Consider the following 17,750-nt stretch of genomic DNA (forward strand, 5'->3'; position numbering starts at 1 on the left):
GATTACATTTCTTCCATTGATCTTGATATTCTATTTTGTACTTCCTCCATTGTTTTCTTATACTGTTGCTATATCACCTATATCGCTAAACTTTATCCCTGGAGGAATCTNTCTTGTATTCTATTTTGTACTTCCTCCATTATTTGCTTATACTGTTGCAGTCTCACCTATATCGCTAAACTTTATCCCTGGTGGATTCTTCGAACTGACCTGTACTGCAGCCAAAGTGGCAGAATCTCAACTTGCTGGTCATCCAAGTGTATGTCATCATGTAAATGAATTGTATTTCTGGGCATGGTACTNGTACTTCCTCCACTGTTCTCTTATACGGTTGCCATATCACCTATATCGCTAAACTTTATCCCTGGTGGATTCTTCGAACTGACCTGTACTGCAGCCAAAGTGGCAGAGTCTCAACTTCCTGGTCATCCGGATATCTGTCATCATGTAAATGAATTGTATTTCTGGGCGTGGTACTTCCTTTCATCTGCTGCCTTTAGTGGTATCATAATGAGAGTTACAAAAACTACAATGGATACAAGCTAAATTGCTTCGTTCAGTAATAATTTCTGGTCCACCAGCCATTGGAAAGACTACAATAGCAAAGGGGCTGGGAAATGAATTTGGTCTCAAATACTTGAGCGGGGGCGATGTTCTAAAAGAGATGGCAAAAGATCAAGGCTTTGAGACTGACCGAGATGATTTCTGGGATACGCAGGAAGGAATGAATTTTCTAAACATCAGAAAAAAAAATCCTGAGTTTGATAAGCAAGTAGATGAAAAACTAAAAAAAATATTCTTGACTGAGAATGTTATCATAACAAGCTACACATTACCCTGGCTAGTCAAGGATGGCATCAAAATTTGGCTTGCAGGCTCGAGAAAAGACAGTGCCAAAAGGATGACAATGCGAGATGACATTTCTATGGATGATGCACTTGAGATAGTCAAAAAAAGATTTGATGAAAACAAGACATTATATCACAAGCTTTACGGTTTTAACTTTGGTGAAGATCTGTCTGTGTTCAATGCTGTGATAAATACTGATAATCTAGGACCAGAACAAGTTCTGGAACAGGCAAAAAATGCGGTGAAAAATTACTATGACTCTAAAACAACTACAAAATCTTAGAGTCATAGACCAAGACATCACAAATGATGTCTATGGTACATACTATGACAAACGATCCGTTGAACAACTCTTGGAATATGGTTTCATTTTACTAGACAAGCCAAACGGCCCAACAAGCCATGAGACGGTAGCCTGGGTAAAAAAAATATTGCACGTTCCAAAAGCAGGCCATAGTGGAACCCTGGACCCTCAAGTCTCTGGACTTTTACCGATAGGACTGGGAGAGGCAACCAAGGCTCTCATAGTTTTATTGCTTGGACCAAAAGAGTATCATGCTCTTGGAAGACTGCATACGCTTCCGCCTCCGGAAAAATTGAAGGGTGTGCTCAAGCAACTAACAGGTAAAATCTTTCAAAAACCACCGCAAAGATCTGCTGTATCAAGACAAACTAGAATCCGACATGTATATGAAATCGAGGTAATAGAACAAAAAGAAAGACTGTTGCTTCTTAGAATTTTATGTGAAGCAGGAACCTATGTGAGAAAAATTTTCTATGACATGGGAGAAATTCTTAGCNAGATGTACTCAAGCAACTAACAGGTAAAATTTTTCAAAAACCACCGCAAAGATCTGCGGTATCAAGACAAACTAGAATCAGACATGTGTATGAAATNATTCTTGAAATCTCCCCTGGACTGAAGCGTGGAGATTTTGTTGCTATATACACGCAAAAAGGCGAGGTGGTTGCACTAGCAGAAGCCACACTTGACGAAGATGAGATTGTTGAAAACACAAAGGGCTTTGCCTTTAAGATAAAAAGAATCATCATGGCTCCAAATACATATCCGAAAAGTTGGAGATCAAAGGCAGTAGTTAACAATTAAAAAGGAATCAAACCTGAATTTTTCAAGTTGATTCCAAAAGGCGCAGCCATATTTTTCATAGTGGGGCTGGTTGCTGCCGGAATGTTGGGCATTTATCTCTCACAGATTGCAAACCAAATTCCAACTCTGGTATATACAGAAGGGCCATCTCTTACTATAATTCCAGAAAAAATCAACTATCATCTTGGGGAACCGGTCAAGACACGGATAATCAACTCGGGAACGGTACCACTCACATTTTCAGATGCGTCATATGGTCTAAAGATTGCACAACTTGATGGTACCATAATATACACTCCCGTTTCTGCACAGGTGGTTTCAAAGCTTGATCCTAAAGAGGAGAAAAATTTTGTATGGGATCAGATAAAGACAGACGGAAGCAAAACGTATCAGGGACGATACAAAATAATTTCAAGCGCATCTTTAGATTCTGAAGTGTTGAAAAAGTCTGTAACGATAAATATCTTCAAGTAATTTTTAACAACTGCATGATGGGTCTTCGCACTTGATTGCAANGAGATTTCTTTGCCTGATATGAAATACATTGTTGATTTTCCGTTTTCCTTGGAATTTACAATTTTACATTGCTTTAGTGCCTTGAGGTGATGTGATACAAGTGGTTGGTCCTTTTTTAGTTTCATGACTAGTTCGTTTACAGACATTTCCTTGTTTTTTTGTAACAACTCTAGTATGTTAAAACGCGTGTCTTCGCAGATGCATTTGAGCAAAGTCATTCCATTCATATAAATCAAGATTTATATAAATTCATATTTATATAAATATTTCATGTTATCTTCAAAAAAGATACTCTTTGTGTGTGTAGAAAATGCTGGAAGAAGTCAGATGGCAGAAGCTTTCTTTAGAAAATATTCTCCCAAGGGATATGAACCGATAAGTGCTGGAACGAAACCCTCTGGTACAATAAACCCTGTTGCTGTGCAAGCAATGAAGGAAGTTGGCATAGACCTTGGTTCACAGACACCAAAAATACTAACAAATGAAATTATTGCAGATTCTGTTTTGAGCGTGAATATGGGATGCATGGACAAGACAGAGTGTCCAGCTGTATTCATGAGAGACTCTGTTGACTGGAATATCGAGGATCCCAAGGGGAAATCAATTGACAAGGTCCGAGAGATTAGAGATTACATTGAACAAAAGGTAAGGGAGCTTTGCAAAACTCTGGAATAGCAAGTAGATTATCTCTTAACCAAAAGAGATTTTTTGCTGAAATAATTGGAACATTTGTTATTGTAGTGTTTGCAACTGGTTCTGTAGTTCTTGATGCAAAATATGTCGGAACATTTGGATTATGGTTTGTCGCTTTGGCACCAGCAGTTGCGGTTACACTCATGGTATACGCATTTGGTAAAATATCCATGGCACACTTCAATCCGTCAGTTACAATTGGTTTTCTTGTAACAAAACATTTGGAAAAAAAACTCTTGGGTCTGTATATTACTGCAGAAATAATTGGCGCGTTGTTAGGAAGCATTTTTGTAAAATATCTGATAGGTACACAAGCAAATCTTGGTGCAAATGCACCGGATTATCATTTTTCAATTCCATTAATTGTTGGTGTTGAAGTTCTAGTCACTGCATTATTGATGGCAGTGATNAATCCGTCAGTTACAATTGGTTTTCTTGTAACAAGACACTTGGAAAAAAAACTCTTGGGTCTGTATTTTGCTGCAGAAATAATTGGCGCGTTATTAGGAAGTATTTTTGTAAGGTATCTGATAGGTACACAAGCAAATCTTGGGGCAAATGCACCGAATTATCATTTTTCTATTCCATTAATTGTTGGTGTTGAAATTCTAGTCACTGCATTATTGATGGCAGTGATCCTAACTGTNAGTTTACAAAATAAAGTTTGCAAAACGATAATCTCTTACAGTAATATATGGTGGATTTGACAACGAAATTGAATTGGCGAAACGATGCCGGGGTCGCCTAGCCTGGTAGGGCGCGCGCCTGGAAATTAATACACCATAGAGCGCGTACTCGCAAGGGTACGAGAGTTCAAATCTCTCTCCCGGCGCCTTAATTTCGATTATTTAGATTCTGAACTTATATTTTTGAAGATATTGCGTGGGTTGCAGTGTTCTCTATGTTGTGAATCTGAGTGGCTGCACTCATTATCGCACTTGTTGCCTCGCTTTGAAGTTTCTGAACTATGGGGTTTAATGTCACTGAATGATAACCAGCAAGTGCGGCGTTAAGAGTTCCACTCGCACCCAAACCGATGAATACAAGGGCCACAAATGTGAACGCCAGTAATTTCAACAGCATGCAATGATCACTATTTGGATTTCATGCTACAAGTTTGATTTATACTTCAAGTAGCTTTTCTCCTTGTCTCATTAGCAGAAATCTTGTGTTGCATAGACTGCCATATTGTTTTCTGTCAATGCAACACCAATGCCCTCATTTTGATGTCCACTATCTAGGATATTGTTACGGTCTGCAACACTATCTAACCATGTGTTGACAATATGTTGTGCAATCTGTGTTTCGTTGCCTTGCACAGTAACTACAGCAATGTTTTCATTACTTGTGGAATATTCTGATGAACTAGCTTGGCAATTGTATCCTGCAAACATGTATCTGTAATTCAAATTGTGACCGCCTTCGTATGTATTATCTGACAAGAACTGGTGTACTGCCATGTCTTGACTGTGTGTTCTGGCAATGNCTCATTACTTGTGGAATATTCTGATGAGGTAGCTTGGCAATTGTATCCTGCAAATGTGTACCTGTAATTCAAGTTATGACCACCTTCGTATGTGTTGTCTGACAAGAATTGGTGTATTGCCATGTCTTGACTGTGTGTCCTGGCGATATCAGCAAGTTTAAAATCATAATTGATGGGCTGTACACCATTTGTTTGTCTTGCTTGGTTTGCTATTTTGTGTATATCTTGTTCAAGTAATGCAACATTGATTGTTGTTAGAGTCATGTTTGGTTCTTGAGGTGTGTAACTTGATTGAACGATCTGGGTGGGTTGATTTGTTTTTGTGATATTAGTCACATCTTGAACTTGCGCTGGGGCTTGAGTTTTAAAATTTGTACTTTGATAAACAAACAAGGTANTGTCTGCCAGTTTAAGATCATATTTGACAGGTTGTACACCATTTGTTTGTCTTGCTTGGTTTGCTATTTTGTGTATATCTTGTTCAAGTAATGCAACACTGATTGTTGTTTGAGTCATGTTTGGTTCTTGAGGTGCATAACTTGATTGAACAGTTTGGGTAGTTTGTTCTGATTTTATGGAACTAGACATGTCCTGAACTTGAACTGGGGCTTGAGTTTTGGAATTTGTACTCTGATAAACAAACAAGGTTGCAATAACGGCTACACAAACTAATCCGANAGTTTGTTCTGATTTTGTGACATTAGACATATCCTGAACTTGATCTGGCAATTGAGTTTTGAAATTTGTACTTTGATAAACAAACAAGGTAGCAATAACAGCTACGCAAGCTAATCCGATTATGACATATCGTCGTGTTTTATTCATGCTGGGTTTACGAGATGTATCATCTGTCACTTTACACTACAGAATATCGTGTAACAATGAAAAGCCTTGCGTAGGATTTCTCCTAGACACTAATTGGTTTTCTGGTTATGCCTTGTGTATAATCGACAGGTAAATCTTGTAATGCTTAGAGATTTCCATGGATTTTTTTGTGTTTATACATGCGGTATAGCGCAATAGTTAGAACTGTTGTTGCAGCAATGCTTGACAGATCAAGGAAGAAAGCTAATCCACTCCCTATTGGAATGCAATTGGAGCTTGCGTGCATTGTATCCCAAGAACAATCGCATTCCAAGATGTATGAAACAATATGGCAAACCATCCCTTACCACTGATCCAGGTTCTAAGGCTGAAAAATATGTGCGGAATAGTAAAAAAAACACTGCCATATGCTAGATTTGTAGACGTGATGTTACTGGTATTGAAAATGTGTAATACTGACCAAATGATTCCGCCTGCCAGAACCATGAGATAGTTGCCATTGAGGTAAAACAATGTGCCAAAGAATACAATCTCCTCAAGAGGTCCAGAAGAGAGTCCCAATGTGATTGAGATTGGTACTGACGGGATTTGGTAATTTGAGATAAAATGCTGTGCAAGACTATTTCCAGCCAGTTGCAGGACTAGTCCTATAACTAGGTAGAAAACTCCCATACCTACCAGGTATGTTACAGATGTTTTCCTGTACTTTGATAGCCAAGATTTAGGATTTATGTCGTAAATCTCATCCGGTATCTTCACTAGTTGCTCATCTTCTTTAGTTTTCCATATGACTTTATCATGGCGTCTAAAAAGTTTGTAATGTCTTTTCTCAATCCTGGAATATCTTTGACAAGTTCCTCATGTGCCTGCATGTACTCTTTTTTTCTAACCAAAAGAAATCCTCCGATAAACCACCGTNCGATCTAGGGTTTATATCATAAAGCTCATCCGGTATCTTCACTAGTTGCTCATCTTCTTTAGTTTTCCATATGACTTTATCATGGCGTCTAAAAAGTTTGTAATGTCTTTTCTCAATCCTGGAATATCTTTGACAAGTTCCTCATGTGCCTGCATGTACTCTTTTTTTCTAACCAAAAGAAATCCTCCGATAAACCACCGTACGTCTCGATGTACATCGTCTAAATTTCTCACTAGATAATGTAATTGATCTTCAACTCCAGCATAAAAATAGACAAACTTTGCAAATACCTTCTTTGACTTTTTTTCTGAAATTATTCTTGTCTTGTCAAATCCAGATTCTACTAGATCATCTACAAACTTTTCATTTTTAATCCACGTGTCAAAATAAAAATCAAGATTCTTTCTAATCTCTTCATCCATCCTATAAAAATAGACAAACCCATAGACTGTGGGACCATATGAAATCTTTTTTCTGCCAGAGGTTGATGTTTCGTATATCATGATCTTTTCTGTACGTATCATTTCCTTGAAATGTCGATGAATTGTTCCAATTGGCATGTTAGATCTAGTGTTTGCAGAATACAGAGTCAGAGGTCCTTTGTTGATGATTATCTTGAATAGTTCCAGAGCAGTCTTATCATGAGCTGATATATCCATTTTTAACAACATATTCGCAAATAATGGATATATTGATTTCTACTGTATATCATACATGGCACGTAGGCCCAATCCACTGTTGTTCGTATCTGGCATGATTCTCATGCTCAGTTTTCTGCCTGTTTATGCAGTAGACCTCAATGCAGAGCTGAGCTCAAAAGGAGTGCAAGAAAGACCAACCTTTAGGTTTGTGGAGACTGCCTTTGTGGACTATCACAACGGCGGAANATGAGCTCAAAAGGAGTGCAAGAAAGACCAGTCTTTAGATTTGTAGAGACTGCCTTTGTGGACTATCACAACGGCGGAAAACTACGAGATCTGTTAGGCCACAAGAACATGACAATATCATTTCAAGCCAATTCCTCAAATCCTTCCATACGAGATCTAATTGGCAGAATAAACACAAACTTGTCACAGGATCTAAAAAGCCAAACAAAGATCACAAACATGTCTATTGATTATAGTGCATCTCTAGTAGGACAAGACAATTCTGCTACGATAGATTACAGCATAACATTGATGCCAACCATTGACAATTATGTTGTAACAAAAAGTTCTGATGGTAGCACTGTACTGATGCAGGATGGATGGGACTGTCTATTCACGGACCGGTTGTGATAAAAACAGAAAAGTATGGAGATGTGGAAATTAACAAGCCTGCAAGCTTTTTGCATGAAATTGTCCCAGACTTGAATATCACAGATTCTAATGCACAACAAGTACTAGACTATGAATTAATTGACACAAGCTCCATAATGCAGCAGCCTGTATCTAATTGGCAACACATGTTTGATCCTGCATATATCATAACTGAGACAAGTGGATGGGGATACAATGGAAGCAAAATTCCAATAACTACCTATACAGTTGGTGAAAGCAGTTTTGGAATTTTACAGCATTCAATGGTACATGTAGCAGATTTTACTCTAGATAAAACGTATGAAATCCAAACTGTACAGCATGCAAGCTCTGCTACTGTACAAATTGATGGATATGCAAGTCTTCAGGAAATAGGTAAGACAGTAACCTTTACCACAACTCCATCAGATCCTAATACAACACCAGCTAGTGGTCTGTCAGTTCAGACCATATACGCAATGGCAGGTTTTGGAGCAATTCTTGCAGCAGGGATCTTCATCTGGAGCAACAAGAAGATGAAGCAAAAAGTTGAGACCATTGAGACAGGCCCAATAAGATACGAACCTAGACAACATTGGGCTGATAGGTTTGATGTAAACCCTGACAACCATGAGGAGAAACTGAAAAAATCTCCAATCTGAATTAGCATAAATTCAACTAGAAAAACCTCAATGTTTTATTCTTAAAGACTGGGAATCTCATAGATTAATATTCGAAAATAAAGAAGGTAAATTCATGTTCCCAGAACGTTGTTCTATTAGAAAAAAAGGACGGGACTGTCCAATGCCTCCGGAATTTGCAATCTCTGTAAAATCAACTGATGCTGAATATATGGTTGGAGTGACATGTGATATACACAAAACTGCATTTACGGAAAGGTTGGAACTATTACAAAAAGAAGGCAAGGTTCCACAAGGGACAATTACCTTTACTGGGCTAAAGCCTGTGGGTACCAGCTGTATCAAAGTAGATCCTAATGACCTAATTGAGCTTTGATTTGTAAATTATTGAAAATTTCATGTTTTAACTTGATAAACCATTTTTCTGCCTGCAAGTCCTGACACTAGATTCTTGACTGCAATCTCTGCCATTTTTCTTCTTGTCTCAACAGTTGCACTGCCACTATGCGGCATTACTATAACGTTATCCTGTTTTACAATTGGATTGTTGGCATCTATTGGTTCTTTTTGAAACACATCAAGACCTGCACCGGCAATCATTTTTCTTTCTAGTGCAATGACAAGATCTTTTTCATTTATTATTTTTCCACGTGATGTGTTTATCAAAAATGCAGTCTTTTTCATCTTCTTGAACAATCTCAGATTTACAATTTCATGAGTCTGTGGTGTATACGGAGAGTGTATGCTTACTACATCACTGGTACTAAACAAATTATCTAGCGATACGTATCTTACTCCTAGTCTTTTTTCCTCTTTTTTTGACAACCTAGTTCTGTTGTGATATATTATGTTCATCTCAAAACCTTCTGCCCTTTGCGCTACAGCTTTTCCTATTCTTCCCATTCCAAATATGCCCAGAGTCTTTTGGTACAAGTCAGTTCCAAGAAACTCGTATGGGCCAAACACTGTTCTCCATTTGTTGTCTCGAATCAGTTTGTCACCTTCTGTTATTCTTCTAAAAAGTGATAGCATCAAAGCCATGGTAAGGTCTGCAGTGGCTCTTGTCAATACCTCTGGTGTGTATCCTACAACAATGCCTCTTTTTGAGGCAGTCTTGACATCTATGTGATCATAACCAACGCTGTATGTGGAGATTGCTTTGAGCTTAGTTCCTGCATTGATAACATCTGCGTCAATTATATCATATGGGTAACAGACAAGACCGTCTTTGTCTTTGATTTTTGATATCAATAATTTCTTTGGCATTGGGATCTTTCCAGTATAGATTTCAACATCATATCTTTTTTTGAGCTCCTTTATGGCAAAATCATGAATCTTTCTGGTAAGTAGAATTTTCAACTATCTTGGTAATGGTAAATGGCAATTTTAAGCGTATTATGATAAAAAATCATTCCACTATACGTGAATCTCTACAGACGTACTTTCTAATTACAACAACTCTTTATAATTAATCCTGGTAATCATATACGATTGAAGCACAAAGAAGAGTTTGCGATTTGTGTGCAGTGTAGGAATCCTATAGAAAAATGCGTGTGTGTTTGTCCATTTTGTGGAGAACGTGATAAATGTGAATGTGCATTGTTTGATGCAGCTACTGGCGGATAACTTTTCATTTGGCATTTATAGCATTATTAATATTTGATGAGCGTCTAGGTTCAACATGTCTTCTATTGATTTAACTTGGGTTATTGGTGGTCCTCAAGGTGGCGGTGTTGAAACTGCAGCAAACATTTTTGCTGGTGCATGTGCTGGTTGTGGACTGAAAATATTTGGAAAAAGAGAGTATTATTCTAACATAAAAGGTGAACACAGCTACTTTGGAGTCCGAGTCTCTGACAAGACAATTCGATCAAATGTAAGCGGAATTACAATGCTTGTAGGGTTTGATGCCGAGACAATATTTCGACATGTCGAAGATGTCTTCAATGATGGTGCAATTGTGTATGAATCAGAGTTGACTGCAATGAGCGTGGATGAGGTTCATACACTTGATGCGCAATTCAAGGAACNGATGATGGTGCAATTGTGTACGAGTCTGAGTTGACTGGAATGAAAATGGATGAGGTTCACACACTTGATGCACAATTCAAGGAACGTCTCAAAAAATACCTTACATCCAAAAACAAGCCATTTACAATTCAGGGTCTGCTTGATGAGGCAAAAGAACGAGGAATCACACTGTATCCTGTATCTTTTAGAGAGATTCTGGCTAATTTAGCTGATGAGACCAAAAATCCAAAGTTACGAGGCATGTTTCGTATGCAAAATGTCCTTGCTGTCTCTGTATCTCTTGGCTTGTTGGGGTTGCCTCCTGATACATTACTCAAATCTGTGGGAAACATATTTTCAAGAAAAGCAGAGATTGCAGAGATGAATAAAACTGCAGCAAATTATGCTTACAATCTTGCCACTGTAAAATATTCGAAATTCAAGTACCAGTTACCACAAATTCCAAAAGAAGAACATACCATGGTGGTACAAGGATTTCAATCTACAAGTCTTGGAAAAATAGCATGTGGTTGCAGGTTCCAGTCGTATTATCCAATTACTCCTGCATCTGATGAAAGTGTATTTTTGGAATCAAATGAAATTTTCGAAGTAGAAAACAACAGACCAGGATCTACGTTAGTTGTGCAGACAGAAGATTAGATATCTGCAATTGGAATGATTATTGGCGCATCCTTGACGGGAGCAAGATCCTCCACAAGTACATCTGGTCCAGGCTTTTCTCTTATGGCAGAAGCTCTTGGTTGGGCTGGGATAAACGAAGTACCAATTGTTGTAACTTTGTATCAGCGAAGTGGACCTTCTACCGGTCTTCCTACAAGACATGGACAAGATGATCTATTGTTTGCAATACATGCAGGACACGGAGATTTTCCAAGAATTGTATATGCATCAGGGGATACTGAAGAGGGATTTTATGATACTGCAAAATGTTTCAACTTTGCCGATGTCTACCAAATTCCCGTTATACACATGATGGACAAATTCATTGCAAGTACAGTATCAACAGTAAAGAGATTTGACTCAAATAAAATAACAATAGAGCGCGGAAAACTGTTAGAAAAAATTGAAGATGCAGGATACAAACGATTTACACCATCTCAAGATGGAGTCTCNGGTACCAAGATTTGATTCAAATAAAATAACAATAGAACGCGGCAAGCTGTTAGAAAAAATTCAAGATCCAGGATACAAACGATTTACACCATCTCAAGATGGAATCTCTCCAAGATCAAGACTAGGGCTTGAAAATGGAATATTCTGGAATACTGGTGATGAAAGTGATCAGGAAGGACACATATCCGAAGATCCTGAAAACCGTATCTACAAGATGGACAAACGTGCTCACAAACTAGAGCTTGCACTGGAACAAATACCAAAAGAAGACCAGGCCATTAACTATGTGGTATCAGACTTTTGCATTCTCAGCTGGGGGTCTGCCAAGGGTCCAATCTTGGATGCAATTGACATGCTAAAAAAAGCGGGATACAAGGTTGGATTCATTCAAATCAAAATGCTACACCCGTTTCCTGGAAAATATATACAATCGCTACTATCGGGGGTCAAGACAATCATAGACATTGAAGCAAACCAAGCTGGCCAAATGGGTTCGTTGCTTAATGNTACAAGGTTGGATTCATTCAGATCAAAATGTTACATCCATTTCCTGGCAAATACGTACAATCATTACTTTCAGGCGTCAAGACAATAATAGATATCGAAGCAAACCAAGCTGGCCAAATGGGTTNTTACATCCGTTTCCTGGAAAATACATACAATCGTTACTATCAGGGGTCAAGACGATAATAGATATCGAAGCAAACCAAGCTGGCCAAATGGGTTCGTTGCTTAATGAGCACCTGGACAGAAAAGTTGACTATTACATATTAAAATACACTGGAAGACCAATGACCTGTAATGAGGTTTTTGATTCTGTTAAAAAAATTATCGACAACAAGGCAGAGAAAAAGCAGGTGCTAACATATGGTGTCTAATGTAGCAGATTACAAAACCGAAGTCCACAACGACTGGTGTCCGGGCTGTGGGGATTTTGGTATAGTAAGTGCAATTCAAATGGCTCTTGCAGAAATCGAAGTCCCAAGACACAAGGCTGCAATATTTTCTGGTGTTGGTTGTTCTGGCAAGACATCACATTTCATTAATACTTATGGTGTTCATACTTTACACGGCAGAGTACTCACATTTGCTCAAGGCGCAAAACTTGCAAATCCTGAGATGACAATAATTGCAGCTGGTGGAGACGGTGATGGACTGGGAATTGGTGCAGGACACTTTGTTGCAGCCGGCAGAAGAAATGTGGACATGACATACATCATATTCAACAATGGAGTTTATGGTCTGACTAAGGGACAAGCATCACCTACACTAAAACTTGGACTGAAGACCAAGTCTCTTCCAGAACCAAATGTAAACCAGTCTGTTAATCCGATCGCACTTGCAATTGCAAGTGGGTATACATTTGTTGCACGAGGATATGCATATGATGTAAGACAACTAAAGGATCTGATAATTGCAGCAGTAAAACATCGAGGCCTGTCATTTCTTGATGTATTGCAACCATGTCCAACTTACAATGATATCAATACCAGGGATTGGTTTTCAGGGATGGATAACATTGATGAGACGACACACAAGCCAATGCCAAGAATCTACAAGCTTGAAGATACTGGCTATGATCCACTTGTTCACATTGATTCACCTGAAGAAGAAAATGAAAAACTGACCCAAGCCCTGATAAAATCAAACGAGTGGGACTCAAAGATTCCAACTGGAATATTCTACAAAAATGAAATAATCGCACCCTATGACGAGAGAATGGCAGAGAGGATTCCAAACTATCTTGAAAACCCTCCTGCATACCAAGAAATCTCGTCTGCAGGCAAGTCAATAACTAACATATCAAAAATGCTAGATTCTCTAGAAATCTAATCTTGTTAGGCATGCAACCCCTAACCTGTTGGATTTCTCGTTTCCAATAATGATATAAGTTATTAGCATGTTCTAAAAAAGAGTAGTTCTAGTTTGAATCTGGAAGAAGTAAACAAGATATTCCGAAAATCTATCATTGATGGATATTTTGAACCAAACCTTGTAAAACTAGATTTTAAAAAATCAAATGTAAAACATCCCACAATCAGAGACGATGGACTGATGCAAACAAATCTGTTGCATCTGTTTTTTGACATTGATACTGGCTCTGATTATCCTGATGGCGATGAATGGTTTATGGCAGAATTTCTTTTTCCGTTCAACATCAAGATCCCTGACAGTCTAAAGGGCCCTGATTATTTTAGCACGTTATCTGTTGGAGAGGGAAAAAACTTTTGGAGACACAGGGAACTTATTAGATACAAGTATGGAAAATCAAAGAAATTGGAAGAATCACTGGATTTTATTGAGAAAAAATATCGTGAATTACAATCTATGCTAGAACCACTAGAAAAAGAGATCAAGTAATCTTCCATTCGTTTTCTACAAAGTGGTATGTGCGGTCTTCTGCATCTGCATTAATGTTCCACTTTGCGATAATGTCATCGAATTGGTATGAGACCAGTGTGGTGTTTCTTGGCATTTTTTTTGGGTCTAAATGATACGGCAACAGTTCTATCACAAAATCAATTTTATCCACTGCTGTATCAAATGAACGCCTATCGTCAAGATCTATTGTAAATATGATACTTGGTTTTCCGGTGAATTTGATGTAAACCCGTAAACTCTTTCCTCCACCTCGTCGTCTCTTCATCTCTTTTATGATGCCCTTTAGCTTGTCCCATCGTGGAACTCCAAATTGTTTGAAAAAAATCTCATTGAATTCAAGAGGAAATGTCACACTAATCATGGTTGTATAATCTTCTTCTTGTTCTGCGTTAGGATCTTCTTGTACGTTGAACTGGTTGTGTAGCAAGCTAAAGATAACCTCCAGTTCCCATGGGGAGATGCCATAAAATTTTAGGTAAAGCGGAAGTTTTGATGTACTCATTTACAGATAATGGGAAAAATTTCTAATTAAAGGTTCATGCTATTGAATAATTTTCTAATTGAGGTTTGTTAATTATTGGGTTCGGACTTGTGAGATGAGTCTTATGGCGTCCAAATCTAAGTCTCAAGATTATGATGCAGAGCTTGAGATGGATGGAATCTAATTTAGATAAATTTTTACATATTATTCCTACTACACCTTTAAAGGTTTAAAGAAATGAAATCTACCAATGCACAAGATTACAATCTTTGCTGCAGCAGTTACGGTAATTGCTTTAATCGGGTTTTTCCATCACGATGTGTATGCCATAAGCTATGAAATCAAGGACAAGGACTCGTGCCAATCTTTGTCTGAAAGTTCAAGTTGGAATTCTACCACAAATACGTGTAGCATCATAGGTGTTGCATCCCTTACACTTGGAGAGAATTCTCTTACAATCAAAAATGGAATAACTCTTGTACTAAATGGCAGTAGTATTGTTAACAATGGCACAATGATCAATCATGGCACTATCAACATAGGCCAAATCATAAAATCCGGCATAGCGAGCGGATCTATCATTAATCATGGAACCGTAATCAACTATGGCACAATTGCCATAGGTACTTCCAACAAGTCATTAGGAGGTGGTGGATCTATTGCCAATAACGGTGGTACGATAAAAAATCATGGCATCATCAATGTCATAGGAAATATCTATAACAACTCTGGCATCCTCAACAATTTTAACACTATAAACATTGGCAGCAATACTGTGAGAGGTCCTGGCTCCGTCAGTAATTTTGCTACTCTTAACAACTACGGTGTCATTGCAATTTTCTCTCCAGGGGGTCTAGGTAATGAAGGGACAATGAACAACAAGGGTACTATTCAAAACGGCGGGTTCATAGGAAACTATAATGTCATAAACAATTTTGATACCATAAATAACTCTGAAGCATTCACTGACTATTGTGGAGCTACAGTAAATAATTTTGGTACACTCTCTGGTAATCCAATAAATAACATTCCATGCTAGTATTCCAAATTCAAACCTGTGAGAGTTCGAGTCTTACATGACTCAAACCTTTTAGGCAAACAACTGAAGCCTTATAATCGATTTCTAATCTAAGTTCAATGTGTCAGAGATATCTGTATCTGATCTAATTAGTTTAACAAGTTCTATTGGAGTAATTGCAACTTTGTTTGTGATTTTCTATTTTTCAAGGAAAGGAGTGAAAAGCGTTATGATAGACATTGAAACAAAAGTTCTCAATGATTTGGATGAAAAGATACATGGGATGGCTGAAATGCTGGTTCGTCACCCAGAACTAGTTAAGGTACTTGACAAGAATCAATCAGGAATCACAGAAGATCTGGTGTTTGCATATTACGTCCTATACACATGTGCACATGCATTTCATATGCGTCAGAGGAGAGCGCTAAGNAAATAGCAGGGATGTTGGTCCATCGCCCAGAGCTAGTTAAGGTACTGAACAAGAAACAATCCGATATGCCACAAGAGATAGTATTTGCATATTATGTTCTGTATACATGCGCCCATGCGTTTCATATGCGTCAGAGGAAAGCACTAAGCGACAATGAATGGGCAGGATGGATGAGATGGATGAGAAGTGCTTTTGCTGGAGGAACAATAAGTGAATACTGGGGAAAAAGCATACAGCCTGAAAAATGGTTTGATCCAGACTTTCAAGATTTTATCGACAACGAAATAATCAAGCAAAAAAAAGTATAATTTTATAGCCTACATACGACCTTTAGAGGCAATATGGTTGATTCTGGGAAAAAGAAAATTAAGATAATCAAGAATGGTCCTTACGTTGTTTCCGGAGATGTTCCCCTTGAAGTCGAAGTAATTACAAACAATAGTGATGGTTATTCATGGGACTGGAAAAAAGGTAAAAGATTTGAAACAGAATCAGAATACTACCTCTGTAGATGTGGTCACTCGAAGAATAAACCGTTTTGTGATGGTACTCATTCAAAGATTAATTTTAACGGGAAAGAAACTGCATCAAAGGAACCATATGCCAAACAAGCCCAAACCATGGATGGGCCAACACTACAACTAAGTGACGCTGAAAATCTTTGTGCGTTTGCACGTTTTTGTGATCCTCAAGGCAAGATTTGGAGTTTAATTGAAAATACCGACGATCCAAAAATGCGTGAGCTGGTCATACGGGAAGCTATGCACTGCCCGTCTGGAAGACTGACTATACATGACAAAAAAACTGGTAAAGATCTAGAGCATAAATTGCCACCATCTATTGGCATAGTTNTTGTCCATCTGGAAGACTGACTCTACATGACAAAAAAACTGGCAAAGATCTAGAGCATAAATTGCCTCCGTCTATTGGCATAGTTGAGGATCCACCACTGGGATGTAGCGGTCCACTCTGGGTGCGTGGTGAAATAACAATCGAATCCGAGGATGGCACACATTATGAAAAACGTAACCGTGTGACATTGTGTCGCTGTGGTGCATCAAGCAACAAGCCATTTTGTAATGGAAGTCATGCAAGTATAAAATTCAACGATGGAATTCTCAAGTAGAGTTCTAGACTGTCATCATGTACTTGAACAAGTACAATGCGCCTATTGTTGCAATCACATATACCATAGGTTTCCATGCTAGTACTGGAAAACTTGGAGTTGCAAGTTTGACTTTGTAATTATCAAGAACAGTATTGACATACTTTCTTATTCGTTCATTCCAGATCTTGTATTCGATCTGGTGTTTCTTTAGTAATGTCTCTATCTCGTAAAATACTGGAGTTCTTTGGCAGAAAAGATGCTGTAGATAGTCACGTGACACCTCCACCTCTCCTTGAATTGCAACAAAGCCTTTCTTCATTTCTAAGAGTCTGACATGCATCTCCCATGGTTTTTTTAGCTTAAGGGACAAACCACTGCCGATTTGTGTTTCTTGTTTGTGTTCAAATTTCACATGAGTGAAACCTTCGTTTGAAAAGATCTTAAGCAGTTCTTCTACGCTTTTCTTTACAACTATGGTGAGCTGCTCTACACCTTTTGTATCCACCATGATTTTGTCTTTTTTACCATCTAGGAAAGACATGGTCTTGGGGNGACACTTTTCTTTACAACTATGGTGAGCTGTTCTACGCCTTTTGTATCCACCATGACTTTGTCTTTTTTACCATCTAGGAAAGACATGGTCTTTGGGTATTTGGTAAGAAACTCTACCATAGCTTGGCGTCCATTTTAGCTCTATTAAAACTATAGTTGACTTAAATTCTTGTTCCTAGTCCACGAACATAGACACACTGCTCGTAGTGTATGGCCATCTCATTCTCTCCTATCTTCCTATCTGTTAGTCTTGCATCGGAATCTCTGATTAATACACACGGTGTTGCATCCGAGCCTTCGCCCATCTTGAGATTTGCAATG

The 17,750-nt window shown here is 38.2% G+C and carries 21 protein-coding genes, 1 tRNA gene and 9 pseudogenes; 21 read left to right on the forward strand and 10 right to left on the reverse strand.

All coding sequences use genetic code 11. From position 1 onward, the window contains the following. Nucleotides 1–303: 303 nt before the first annotated feature. From DYY66_RS14010 to DYY66_RS03775, 5 genes and pseudogenes are all read left to right on the forward strand, one after another. Nucleotides 304–546 (forward strand): annotated as a pseudogene (locus DYY66_RS14010) (hypothetical protein); the annotation flags it as partial. Nucleotide 547: 1 nt separating this feature from the next. Beyond that, nucleotides 548–1,132, forward strand: coding sequence for an AAA family ATPase (locus tag DYY66_RS03760; protein ID WP_166286335.1), 585 nt, complete (start codon nucleotides 548–550; stop codon nucleotides 1,130–1,132). Next, a pseudogene (locus DYY66_RS03765) lies at nucleotides 1,104–1,649 on the forward strand (RNA-guided pseudouridylation complex pseudouridine synthase subunit Cbf5); the annotation flags it as partial. The gene DYY66_RS03760 and the pseudogene DYY66_RS03765, both read left to right, overlap by 29 nt. Before the next feature lie 98 nt (nucleotides 1,650–1,747). Continuing rightward, nucleotides 1,748–1,957 (forward strand): annotated as a pseudogene (locus tag DYY66_RS03770) (PUA domain-containing protein); the annotation flags it as partial. Between the two features lie 27 nt (nucleotides 1,958–1,984). After that, nucleotides 1,985–2,431: a hypothetical protein gene (locus tag DYY66_RS03775; protein WP_255496030.1), complete on the forward strand. Its 447-nt coding sequence runs from the start codon at nucleotides 1,985–1,987 to the stop codon at nucleotides 2,429–2,431. 42 nt (nucleotides 2,432–2,473) lie between these two features. On the opposite strand, the pseudogene DYY66_RS03780 reads toward DYY66_RS03775, so the two are convergent. After that, a pseudogene (locus DYY66_RS03780) lies at nucleotides 2,474–2,700 on the reverse strand (ArsR/SmtB family transcription factor); the annotation flags it as partial. A 43-nt stretch (nucleotides 2,701–2,743) separates the two neighbouring features. Here DYY66_RS03780 and DYY66_RS03785 point away from each other — a divergent pair. From DYY66_RS03785 to DYY66_RS03795, 4 genes and pseudogenes are all read left to right on the forward strand, one after another. Continuing rightward, nucleotides 2,744–3,148 (forward strand): arsenate reductase ArsC, encoded by a 405-nt coding sequence (locus DYY66_RS03785; protein ID WP_166286337.1) that lies wholly within the window; start codon nucleotides 2,744–2,746, stop codon nucleotides 3,146–3,148. Further along, nucleotides 3,130–3,575 (forward strand): MIP/aquaporin family protein (locus DYY66_RS12995; RefSeq protein WP_218583595.1); only part of this gene is annotated, 446 nt, incomplete at its 3' end. The genes DYY66_RS03785 and DYY66_RS12995, both read left to right, overlap by 19 nt. 1 nt (nucleotide 3,576) lies before the next feature. Then, a pseudogene (locus DYY66_RS15915) lies at nucleotides 3,577–3,812 on the forward strand (aquaporin); the annotation flags it as partial. An 87-nt stretch (nucleotides 3,813–3,899) separates the two neighbouring features. After that, nucleotides 3,900–3,998: transfer RNA gene (locus DYY66_RS03795), tRNA-Ser, on the forward strand. A 29-nt stretch (nucleotides 3,999–4,027) separates the two neighbouring features. On the opposite strand, the gene DYY66_RS03800 is transcribed toward DYY66_RS03795, so the two are convergent. The 6 genes and pseudogenes from DYY66_RS03800 to DYY66_RS03820 form a co-directional block, all read right to left on the reverse strand. After that, a complete protein-coding gene (locus DYY66_RS03800; protein ID WP_255496031.1) occupies nucleotides 4,028–4,243 on the reverse strand; it encodes a hypothetical protein in 216 nt (71 codons plus the stop codon). A gap of 77 nt (nucleotides 4,244–4,320) precedes the next feature. Further along, nucleotides 4,321–4,560 carry a CAP domain-containing protein gene (locus tag DYY66_RS15920; protein WP_394352560.1) on the reverse strand — a complete coding sequence of 80 codons (240 nt, stop codon included), beginning with the start codon at nucleotides 4,558–4,560 and terminating at the stop codon, nucleotides 4,321–4,323. An 11-nt stretch (nucleotides 4,561–4,571) separates the two neighbouring features. Next, on the reverse strand, nucleotides 4,572–4,651 hold an 80-nt coding region (locus tag DYY66_RS15925; RefSeq protein ID WP_394352561.1), incomplete at its 5' end, for a hypothetical protein. A 1-nt stretch (nucleotide 4,652) separates the two neighbouring features. Beyond that, nucleotides 4,653–4,916 (reverse strand): annotated as a pseudogene (locus DYY66_RS15930) (CAP domain-containing protein); the annotation flags it as partial. Between the two features lie 816 nt (nucleotides 4,917–5,732). Continuing rightward, nucleotides 5,733–6,236 (reverse strand): type II CAAX prenyl endopeptidase Rce1 family protein, encoded by a 504-nt coding sequence (locus DYY66_RS03815; protein WP_166286347.1) that lies wholly within the window; start codon nucleotides 6,234–6,236, stop codon nucleotides 5,733–5,735. A gap of 201 nt (nucleotides 6,237–6,437) precedes the next feature. Continuing rightward, complete coding sequence (locus DYY66_RS03820) at nucleotides 6,438–7,055, reverse strand: ArsR family transcriptional regulator (protein WP_166286349.1); 618 nt, start codon at nucleotides 7,053–7,055, stop codon at nucleotides 6,438–6,440. Between the two features lie 587 nt (nucleotides 7,056–7,642). Here DYY66_RS03820 and DYY66_RS03835 point away from each other — a divergent pair. After that, nucleotides 7,643–8,335, forward strand: a complete 693-nt coding sequence (locus tag DYY66_RS03835; RefSeq protein WP_166286355.1) for a hypothetical protein — start codon at nucleotides 7,643–7,645, stop codon at nucleotides 8,333–8,335. 94 nt (nucleotides 8,336–8,429) lie between these two features. Beyond that, nucleotides 8,430–8,690, forward strand: coding sequence for a hypothetical protein (locus DYY66_RS03840; RefSeq protein ID WP_166286357.1), 261 nt, complete (start codon nucleotides 8,430–8,432; stop codon nucleotides 8,688–8,690). A gap of 20 nt (nucleotides 8,691–8,710) precedes the next feature. Here the strand turns inward: DYY66_RS03840 and DYY66_RS03845 are convergent, their stop codons facing one another. After that, nucleotides 8,711–9,673 (reverse strand): D-glycerate dehydrogenase, encoded by a 963-nt coding sequence (locus DYY66_RS03845; protein ID WP_166286359.1) that lies wholly within the window; start codon nucleotides 9,671–9,673, stop codon nucleotides 8,711–8,713. Between the two features lie 322 nt (nucleotides 9,674–9,995). Between DYY66_RS03845 and DYY66_RS14015 the strand changes: the two genes are divergently transcribed. The 7 genes and pseudogenes from DYY66_RS14015 to DYY66_RS03875 all read left to right on the forward strand — a co-directional run. Next, a partial coding sequence (locus DYY66_RS14015; RefSeq protein ID WP_255496032.1) for a 2-oxoacid:acceptor oxidoreductase family protein occupies nucleotides 9,996–10,344 on the forward strand: 349 nt, incomplete at its 3' end. 46 nt (nucleotides 10,345–10,390) lie between these two features. After that, the gene (locus DYY66_RS15935) at nucleotides 10,391–10,984 is read left to right on the forward strand and encodes a 2-oxoacid:acceptor oxidoreductase family protein (RefSeq protein WP_394352562.1); all 594 of its coding nucleotides are present in this window, start codon (nucleotides 10,391–10,393) and stop codon (nucleotides 10,982–10,984) included. Between the two features lie 15 nt (nucleotides 10,985–10,999). After that, nucleotides 11,000–11,457: pseudogene (locus DYY66_RS15940) on the forward strand (2-oxoglutarate ferredoxin oxidoreductase subunit alpha); the annotation flags it as partial. Nucleotides 11,458–11,672: 215 nt separating this feature from the next. Further along, nucleotides 11,673–11,964, forward strand: a pseudogene (locus DYY66_RS14020) (2-oxoglutarate ferredoxin oxidoreductase subunit alpha); the annotation flags it as partial. Nucleotides 11,965–11,992: 28 nt separating this feature from the next. After that, a partial coding sequence (locus tag DYY66_RS15945; RefSeq protein WP_394352563.1) for a hypothetical protein occupies nucleotides 11,993–12,089 on the forward strand: 97 nt, incomplete at its 3' end. A 236-nt stretch (nucleotides 12,090–12,325) separates the two neighbouring features. Further along, nucleotides 12,326–13,291, forward strand: a complete 966-nt coding sequence (locus tag DYY66_RS03870) for a 2-oxoacid:ferredoxin oxidoreductase subunit beta (protein ID WP_166286361.1) — start codon at nucleotides 12,326–12,328, stop codon at nucleotides 13,289–13,291. A 93-nt stretch (nucleotides 13,292–13,384) separates the two neighbouring features. After that, nucleotides 13,385–13,819, forward strand: coding sequence for a hypothetical protein (locus DYY66_RS03875; RefSeq protein WP_166286363.1), 435 nt, complete (start codon nucleotides 13,385–13,387; stop codon nucleotides 13,817–13,819). Here the strand turns inward: DYY66_RS03875 and DYY66_RS03880 are convergent. After that, on the reverse strand, nucleotides 13,812–14,342 hold the full coding sequence (locus tag DYY66_RS03880) for a hypothetical protein (RefSeq protein WP_166286365.1): 531 nt from the start codon (nucleotides 14,340–14,342) through the stop codon (nucleotides 13,812–13,814). The two genes, DYY66_RS03875 and DYY66_RS03880, sit on opposite strands and share 8 nt — an antisense overlap. Before the next feature lie 229 nt (nucleotides 14,343–14,571). Here DYY66_RS03880 and DYY66_RS03885 point away from each other — a divergent pair, with 229 nt between their 5' ends. The 3 genes and pseudogenes from DYY66_RS03885 to DYY66_RS03905 form a co-directional block, all read left to right on the forward strand. Beyond that, entirely contained in the window at nucleotides 14,572–15,360 is a 789-nt protein-coding gene (locus DYY66_RS03885; RefSeq protein ID WP_166286367.1) for a hypothetical protein, read from the forward strand. A gap of 750 nt (nucleotides 15,361–16,110) precedes the next feature. After that, nucleotides 16,111–16,620 (forward strand): CDGSH iron-sulfur domain-containing protein (locus DYY66_RS03900; protein WP_218583598.1); only part of this gene is annotated, 510 nt, incomplete at its 3' end. Between the two features lies 1 nt (nucleotide 16,621). Next, nucleotides 16,622–16,895, forward strand: a pseudogene (locus DYY66_RS03905) (CDGSH iron-sulfur domain-containing protein); the annotation flags it as partial. Between the two features lie 4 nt (nucleotides 16,896–16,899). Here DYY66_RS03905 and DYY66_RS14025 read toward each other — a convergent pair. Continuing rightward, the coding region (locus tag DYY66_RS14025; protein ID WP_166286382.1) for a hypothetical protein at nucleotides 16,900–17,428 on the reverse strand (529 nt) is incomplete at its 5' end. Nucleotides 17,429–17,750 lie beyond the last annotated feature (322 nt).

This window comes from Candidatus Nitrosotalea sp. FS (genome assembly GCF_011319475.1).
GTDB lineage: Archaea > Thermoproteota > Nitrososphaeria > Nitrososphaerales > Nitrosopumilaceae > Nitrosotalea.